The following is an 8,444-nucleotide window of genomic DNA, read 5'->3' as shown; positions in this document are numbered from 1 at the left end:
TCATTATAGTCTACAAATAAAATCATGGCTTTAGCCCTTCGCCGCATACCAATCGTGGCCAGACGATACATCAACTGTGAGCGGAGCTTTGAGCTGGCAAGCGGCTTCCATCTCTTCCTTGAGAATGCGCTTTGCTTGTTCTGTCTCCTGCTCCGGCGTCTCTAAAATCAGTTCGTCATGGACTTGCAATACTAGGCGGCTCTGCATGTTTTCTGTCTTGAGTCTGCGATACACACGCAGCATAGCAATTTTGATAATATCTGCCGCGGTTCCCTGAATCGGTGTATTGAGTGCCATGCGCTCACCCAGCTTGCGAATATTGGTGTTCTTGGATTTCAGCTCCGGCAGCCAACGCTTGCGTCCAAATGTCGTCTGAACAAAGCCTTCTTCCTTCGCCTGCTCCTTGATGCGCGACATATATTCGCGCACACCGTGATATACCGCCAAGTAATTGTTAATATATTCCGTTGCTGTCTTGACGGAAACGCCAATATCATTGGACAGTGAATATCCCGAAATGCCATATACAATACCAAAGTTAACCGCTTTAGATGAACGACGCATAGAAGCCGTCACTTCTTCTATCGGCACATGGAACACCTGTGATGCCGTCATCGCATGAATGTCCGTACCGCTGCGGAATGCCTCTATCATCGTCTCGTCATTTGCTATATCTGCGAGCACGCGCAGCTCGATCTGCGAATAGTCGGCATCGACAAGGACACATCCCTGTTTTGCCACAAACATATGCCGCAGCTCACTGCCAAGTTCTGTGCGAACCGGAATATTCTGCAAATTCGGATCTGTCGAGCTGAGCCGTCCAGTCGCTGTCACCATCTGCTGGAACGTCGAATGAATGCGTCCATCCGCTCCGATCACCTTGAGCAAGCCGTCTACATATGTCGAGCGTAGTTTGGTCAGCTGACGATATTCAATCACCATACCAACCATCGGATGATAGCCCTTGAGTGCTTCCAGCACCTCAATATTGGTGGAATATCCCGTTTTTGTCTTTTTCATGACTGGCAGTTTTAGCTCTTCAAACAAAATCTGTCCAAGCATTTTGGTCGAATTGATATTAAACTCTCGACCGGCTTCCCGATAAATATCCGCTGTCAATGCATCAATACGCTGTGTCAGCGCATCACCAAAGGTACGCAGTGCATCTGCATCCGCTTGGAAGCCGTAAAACTGCATCGAAGCAAGCACGCCTTCCAGCGGCAATTCAATGTTCTGATACAAGTCATACATGCCTTGTTTTTTGACATTTCGTACAATTTCCTGTGCCATTTCCTGCACAGCGGCAGCGTGATCCGCCAGCGTGCGCAGCGCGGTTTCGCGCCCGCCCAACGGAGAGAACGCGTCCTCCGCTTCATAATCAGAGACAGGTGCCAGTTCTTGATTTAAATACGCAAGTGCGACTTTTTCCAAACTATAGCTGGATTCAGATGGATCAAGCAAATAGGCACCGAGTGCTGTATCACAGACAAAATCTGCCGCTTCTATTCCCTCTCTGAGCAGAGCTAAGAGATATGGCTTGCCATCGTGTACCGTCAGCGGATATTTTCCGGAAAACAGCTGCTGCAAAACCGTATGCCAGCCCTCTGTTCCCACCTGGTCAGCACACAGCAAATACGCCGTGTCCTCTGCAAGTACACATACTGCTTCCAATGAATGCGGTGCAGTGACAATCAGCTCCGGCTTATCTGCAATGGCGGCAAACAATGCTTCGCCGCTGTGCAGCTCCTTGCGAATGATTTCTTTTTTGGGAACAGCGTCTTCTTCCGGTGCGTGCAGTCCCAATCGGGTAATATAATTTTTGAATTCTAATCGCGTAAACAGTCGGTACAGCGCCGCTTCATCCATGTGCATTTCCGGCAGTTCTGTCACCTTGCGCTCCAGCGGGACATCGCGGACGATGGTAACCAAATGTAGGCTCTTATCCGCTGCTTCTCTTCCGTCCAGCAATTTGGTTCTCTGTCCTTTTTTGATAAACGGATCGTCAATATTGTCATAGACCGCCTGCACAGAACCAAACTTCTGAATCAATCCCATGGCTGTCTTTTCTCCGATGCCCGGCACGCCAGGAATATTATCGGAAGTATCACCCATAAGTGCCTTGAGATCAATCATATGAATGGGATCAAATCCATACTGTTCGCGAAAAACCTCCGTGGTATATTCGGTAATCGTCGTCTGACCTTTGCGTGTGATGGACAGCAGCACACTGGTACCGCCGCCAATCAGCTGCAGCGAGTCTTTATCTCCCGTGACAATCAAGCAGGTATCTCCGTTGTCATTCGCCTGCTGGCTCAATGTTCCCAGCAAATCATCCGCTTCAAATCCTGCCTTTTCCATATAAGGAATGCCCATGGCATCCAGCACGTCACGAATGAGCGGAAGCTGCTGCGCCAACTCATCCGGCATACCCTTTCGTGTTCCCTTATAATCCGCATATTCTTTATGACGAAATGTTTTTTCTCTGACGTCAAAGCATACAACAATGCGGTCCGGCTTATGCTCGTCCTGTAATTTGAACAGCGTGGATAAAAAGCCATATACGGCATTTGTAAACAATCCTTCGTGGTTGGTCAGCAAACGCACACCGTAAAAGGCGCGATTGAGTATGCTGTTGCCATCTATTGCCATCAGCTTCATTGCATGTCCTCCATTCATTTCCTAATTGTTTATTATACCATGAATACACAAGAATTTACTAGGTGTAGAAAGAAAAAAGGACCGTTCATTGCGAACTGTCCTTTTCTGTTGATATTTGGAAATGATCTGATATAATAGTTCTGTTACCGCTCCAATCTGGCGCAATCTGTGACAGAGAGGAGGTGTTTCAACATGCAGGTACTTAACACCTTTATTCTTTCTGTTGTGGCGGGTGTAGCCAGCCACTATATCTGCAAATGGTTGGACGGAAAGAAGTAAATCCGGTAACGAGCCTCGGTTGACTGCTCCGTAAAAGCAGAAGAAACCCCTAGCAGTCGCGACCTGCTAGGGGTTTTGTTCTGTGTTTCCACATGGCATACTTAACACCTTTTGCCTATTTGTAGTATAGCATTCTCGTTTCGCTCCGTCAAGCCGTGCTGTATGCGTTTTCTGTTGATATTTGAAAATGATCTGATATAATAGTTCTGTTACCGCTCCAATCTGGCGCAATCCGTGACAGAGAGGAGGTGCTCTGAATGGAAAGCATTTCTACCTTCATTCTTTCCGTTGTGGCAGGTGTAGCCAGCCACTACATATGCAAATGGTTAGACGGAAAGAAGTAAATCCGGTAACTAACCTCGGTTAACTGCTCCGTAAAAGCAGAAGAACCCCCTAGCAGTTGGGACCTGCTAGGGGGTTCGCTCTGTTGTTCTGAATGGCAATACATTTCTACCTTTGCCTATTTGTAGTATAGCATTCTCGCTTCGCTCCGTCAAGCAGTGCTGTACGCGTTTTCTGTTGATATTTGGAAATGATCTGATATAATAGTTCTGTTACCGCCTTTTTCCGGCACAAACCAGTGACGGAAGGGAGGTGTCTTCGATGGAATGGATTTCCTCATTGCTTCTCGCAGTTGTGGCAAGTGTAATTTCCCATTACATATGCAAATGGCTCGACGGTTGGAAGTAAAACGGCGATAATGAGCCTCGGTTGATTACTCCGTAAAAGTAAATAGAAACCCCCAGTAGCGGCAACTACTGGGGGTTTCGCTTTGTGTCTTTTCTGGTTGATGATTTCCTCATTCATCGGCTATATTATAGCACGACAGTCTTTTCTCGTCAAGCCGTGCTTCGCTTTTCTTCCGCGTTGACGTTGCGCGCAAAAATCGTTTATAATACAACTATCCTTAGGAAAAGAAGGTGAAATCTTGTCGCTTTCTCGCTTCGTTCGACTGTACGCAATACCATGGCTTTTATTTTTTACGCCAGAAGTATTTTTATACCATATGAGCGACACAACAGCAGTTCTGCCGCTGTTGCATTCTGCCGTTTGGGCAGCAATTGGCACGGCACTGCTGTCTTTACTTCCGCAGACAGCCGCCCGCCTGTTTGGCGCAGGCATTGGTCTGCTTGTCATCGGCTATTCTCTCGTACAAGCCGGATATTATCGCATTTTTCAACGATTGTTATGGCTGCGCGACCTTGCTTACCTGCGTGATGGTGCAGCGTTCGCCAACTCTCTGTTTTCCTATCTGTCCCTTGGTTTTCTCATCGGCGCTGTTGGTATGCTTCTTTTCCTCGTGCTGGCATGTCTTGTGCGTCCGCGCACACACTCCAGCCGCACGCGCGCACTGTGTATTTGCTTCGGTACACTGACTGCCGCTTCGCTGTTGTCGTACCAGACACCGGCAAGCACAGCCTATGACGCCTACAGCACATATCAGGCAAACGGATTATACCAAACAGCCTTATATGATGTCTCTGCTCACTTTCTTGAGCCAATGCTCTGCCATTCCGATGCACAGCAAGGAAAAGATCGTGCCGAGGTCTCTGCTTATTTGAATGCATATGGCAGTTCCGGCGCAACCAACGATATGGCCGGTACATTGCGCGGCAAAAATGTGATTCTCGTCCTGATGGAAAGTGCCGATGATTGGACCATCACCCCAGATTCTGCGCCGACAATCACGCGATTGATGCAAGAGGGCATCCAATTTACCAATTTTTACACACCGCTATACGGTAGTGCCCGCACATTCAATTCGGAATTTGCAATGAATACTGGCATCTTTTCTCCGACCGACGGAAAACTCGTCACTGCCTATCAAGATAATCATTTTTCCGAAAGTTTGCCCAGCCGGTTTCGTGCGAACGGATACACCGCCAACGCGTTTCATTACAACAGACCATCTTTTTACAGCCGCGGTGTGATGGATCCCGCCATGGGTTACAAGCAGTACATTAGCTATATGGACTATACAGATAATCCGTTTTCTAGCGAGCTATACGAGGACAGCTTTGTTTTGACAAATCCTGCACTCAAAGAGAAGCTGCTGCCCACAGATCAGCCGTTTTTCAACTTTGTGATTTCGCGCAACGCGCACATGCCGTATGGTGACGGTGATTCTGTCGGGACATATGCCATGCAGAAATATCCGCAGTATGCCAATCGCGACAGCTGTTCCGAAGTCAACTATTATTACGCAAAAATCCACTTACTGGATGATTTTTTTGCGCAACTGCTGCAAGAGCTGCAGCAGCGAGATTTGCTGCAAAACACGGTTATTATCGGCGTAACCGATCACTACGCGTACACGATGACCAATCAGCAGCGTGTGCGGGAATTATCCCAAGTAGACACCGATCTGCTGTTAGAGCGCACACCGTGCTTTATCTGGTCCACAGACATGCAGCCAATGACAGTGACCAAAACATGCAATACTGCTGATTTAGCACCAACACTGCTCAATCTATTTGGCATGGACAGCTCCGGCTATCTCGGCCACGACATTTTCGATAGCACCTATGCAGGCTATGCCATTTTCAGCGACGGCAGTTGGATCACAGACCGCGCTGTGTATCAAAATGGTTCTGTTGTTTACACCTTCCCCCAACAGACGATTTCACAGGCTGAAATCACATCTATGAACACGCTAACCGCACGCTATCTCACGGCAAACAATCAAATATTATCCAGCGACTACTATCATCGCTGACTAGGAGCCGAAGAGACAATCTTCTTCGGCTCTTTTTTTCAGCCAATTTTCAACTCCAACCGCAGACGATCCGCAACCATCGAAATAAATTCACTATTGGTTGGTTTTCCCTTTGTCCCTGACACAGTGAAACCAAAATACTCCTGCAACGTGTCCACATCCCCGCGATCCCAAGCAACTTCAATGGCATGTCGGATTGCTCGCTCTACGCGAGAAGACGTTGTTTTGAATTTTTTTGCGACAGTTGGATATAATACCTTTGTAATCGCATTGATTGCCTCCATATCATGAATCGTCATAATGATAGCTTCACGCAGATACTGGTATCCCTTGATATGCGCCGGTACACCAATTTGATGAATAATGTCCGTCACACGCATTTCAATTTCCAGTTCTTCGTTCGGCACACGCACAGCAGCCGTGCGCATATATCCCCGCTGTCCGCCATAGCGGCACACCCGCTGTACCAGTGCATGAAGTTCTACCGGCTTGCGCAGATAAAAGCTGACTCCCAGCGCATTGCATTCCTGCATGGTTTCCTGCGATGCAAAGCTGCTCAGCACAAAGATGACCGGCATCTTCGCCGGTGCTGCCTCATTAAGCTCCCGCAAAACCAACAGACCGTCTGCACCCGGCAAAATCAAATCCATCAGCACAACATCCGGTGCATCTTGGATGATACGCTGCACCAATCCATTTCCATCCCCATATGTCCCGATGACCTCAATCCGCTCATCCGCACACAACGTTTCCCGCAGCACGGCGCGAAATTCCTTATCTTCATCAGCGATCAATACACGAATCCTGTTCTCCATGTTATCATTCCCTGCCTTCCAGCATTTTCGTTAGAATTTACCGTTTTCCGGCGGTATCAGCGTATCACATTTTCGCAGAAAAGACAATGAATTTTACTCATTTCTTCATAAAAACATTTCGCCCATTTTCAACATATGCAAAGCAAATAAGCAATATTTTTAGTTTATTTGTCATTTTTCTCCGTGATACGCGAATATTTTCGTGCGATATTTTGTCATGCGAATTCGCAGATATGTTTATATTTTGCTAATTTTAATATAGACAGCATTCGAGGCGCAGCTGCAAGCGCCGCGCCCCGATTCTTTTCTATTTATCCTGTCGCATCAAGCATATTGTTTATGAGAATGCCGTACCCACGATCCGGATGATTAACAAGTACATGGGTAACTGCACCGATCAGCTTGCCATCCTGTATGATTGGAGAACCTGACATTCCCGGCACAATGCCGCCAGTCGTTTCCAACAACGTCTCATCTGTCACGCGCAGAGACAAATTCCGGCAGTCAGAAGCGTCCGGTGTAACTTTTTCAATGCAAACTGCATAGCGTTTCGGCTGTGCACCGGAAACACAGGAGAGAATCTCCGCATCTCCCGTATGCACTTCTTCCGGTTCTGCGGTAGAGACAGTCGATTGTCCTGCATACAGGCTAGTATCTGTCAACGTGCCAAAAATACCGCGTGCCGTATTATCTTCCAATTTTCCTAGTTCCGTCGAAAAATCATACGTGCCAATCAACTCTCCCGGTTTCCCTGCCGTTCCCATTTCGACACGAACCACCTGTGCCGGAATAATGGAACCAGTCTCCAGCGGCAGGCGCGCACCGCTGTCAACGTCTGTAACCGGATGTCCCAACGCACCAAAATCGCCATTTTTCGGATCGACATACGTGAGCGTACCAATGCCCGCCATACTATCCCGAATCAGCAGTCCAATCTGGTATCCATCACCAGATGTGCTCTGCACCGGCTGCACAGAGACCGAAATATTTGTCTCTCCGCGCAACCCAACCAGCTCTATCGGCTTGCCTTCACTGTTGTGAACAACATCCGCCAAGGTTTCACTGGAATCAATCCCTACGCCGTTTGCCGTCTGCAAAATATCTCCTGTTTCCAGTCCTGCCTCCTCTCCAGGGCATACAGCACCCGCCGGCGTATCAATTTCTGTCATGCTGGAAATGACTACGCCTTCTGCTGTCATCCGCACGCCCGCCGGAATTCCCAAAGGAATGACATCTGCTGCCTGTGCCGTACCTATCAGCAGTATCGCCGCCACGACACCACACCAATACGTTTTCCGTCTATTCATCGCATCCTCTCCCTTCTTCTTTAGATTTTCCGCCGCACACAAAAACTATCCATATAGATGTCTGGCGGAATGCCCAGCCATTGTATACACAGGCAGATTTCTCGAACCAAACCACGCGCGGATATTGAACCCATTTTTAATTTATGGTATAGTACAAGCAGAACGTCTGTTTGGGGAGAGTTTGTTATGCGAGTTGCCATTGTCGGTTCCCGTTCGGTGACCAAAGATGCCTATCCAATTTTGGAGCGTTATATGCCGCGTGGAACCAGTGAAATTGTATCCGGCGGTGCTGCTGGTGCCGATGAATTGGCGGAGGAGTACGCTCGCCGCAATCATTTGCCGATGAAAATTTTCCGCCCAGACTATCAAGTCCATCATAAGTCTGCGCCATTGCAGCGCAATCTGTCCATCATTCGGTACAGTGATGCCGTGCTTGTTTTATGGGACGGGGAATCGCGCGGCGCGGCGCATGTCATTGTCAATTGCGTCCACGAATACACACCGGTACATGTCCTGCTGATTCGGGATGGAAAACTCGTCAAAACACTGTTTGGCCAGGACGATGGCTGGCTGCTATAATTTTATTCTATTTTTATGAAAAAACGGACAGAAGCGTCATGCCTCTGTCCGTTTTGTATTGGTTTACATTTACTTTTAATCCGCGAGATA

5 protein-coding genes are annotated in these 8,444 nt (G+C 48.0%); 2 read left to right on the top strand and 3 right to left on the bottom strand.

Annotated features, from left to right (window positions below):
- Window positions 1–30 precede the first annotated feature (30 nt).
- Complete coding sequence (gene polA / locus ACR0P9_RS04425) at window positions 31–2,658, bottom strand: DNA polymerase I (protein ID WP_432617702.1); 2,628 nt, start codon at window positions 2,656–2,658, stop codon at window positions 31–33.
- Window positions 2,659–3,943: 1,285 nt separating this feature from the next.
- On the opposite strand from polA, the gene ACR0P9_RS04420 reads away from it, so the two are divergent.
- Entirely contained in the window at window positions 3,944–5,653 is a 1,710-nt protein-coding gene (locus ACR0P9_RS04420; RefSeq protein WP_432617700.1) for an LTA synthase family protein, read from the top strand.
- 38 nt (window positions 5,654–5,691) lie between these two features.
- Here the strand turns inward: ACR0P9_RS04420 and spo0A are convergent, their stop codons facing one another.
- Window positions 5,692–6,468 (bottom strand): sporulation transcription factor Spo0A, encoded by a 777-nt coding sequence (gene spo0A, locus ACR0P9_RS04415; protein WP_432617698.1) that lies wholly within the window; start codon window positions 6,466–6,468, stop codon window positions 5,692–5,694.
- Between the two features lie 311 nt (window positions 6,469–6,779).
- Window positions 6,780–7,775, bottom strand: a complete 996-nt coding sequence (gene spoIVB / locus ACR0P9_RS04410; RefSeq protein ID WP_432617696.1) for a SpoIVB peptidase — start codon at window positions 7,773–7,775, stop codon at window positions 6,780–6,782.
- 186 nt (window positions 7,776–7,961) lie between these two features.
- Between spoIVB and ACR0P9_RS04405 the strand changes: the two genes are divergently transcribed.
- Entirely contained in the window at window positions 7,962–8,354 is a 393-nt protein-coding gene (locus ACR0P9_RS04405) for an SLOG family protein (protein WP_432617694.1), read from the top strand.
- Window positions 8,355–8,444 lie beyond the last annotated feature (90 nt).

It is taken from the genome of Butyricicoccus sp. (genome assembly GCF_050872565.1).
Taxonomy (GTDB): Bacteria; Bacillota; Clostridia; order Oscillospirales; family Butyricicoccaceae; genus Butyricicoccus_A.
Note: the sequence above shows the minus strand (reverse complement) of the source record. Positions and strands in the feature narration are given on the sequence as shown.

What these genes read in the sequence shown, in the direction of transcription:
- ACR0P9_RS04420 (WP_432617700.1), top strand. Translation starts at nt 3,944, where the DNA reads ATGAGCGACACAACAGCAGTTCTGCCGCTGTTGCATTCTGCCGTTTGG.
- ACR0P9_RS04405 (WP_432617694.1), top strand. Translation starts at nt 7,962, where the DNA reads ATGCGAGTTGCCATTGTCGGTTCCCGTTCGGTGACCAAAGATGCCTAT.
- polA (WP_432617702.1), bottom strand. Translation starts at nt 2,658, where the DNA reads ATGAAGCTGATGGCAATAGATGGCAACAGCATACTCAATCGCGCCTTT.
- spoIVB (WP_432617696.1), bottom strand. Translation starts at nt 7,775, where the DNA reads ATGAATAGACGGAAAACGTATTGGTGTGGTGTCGTGGCGGCGATACTG.
- spo0A (WP_432617698.1), bottom strand. Translation starts at nt 6,468, where the DNA reads ATGGAGAACAGGATTCGTGTATTGATCGCTGATGAAGATAAGGAATTT.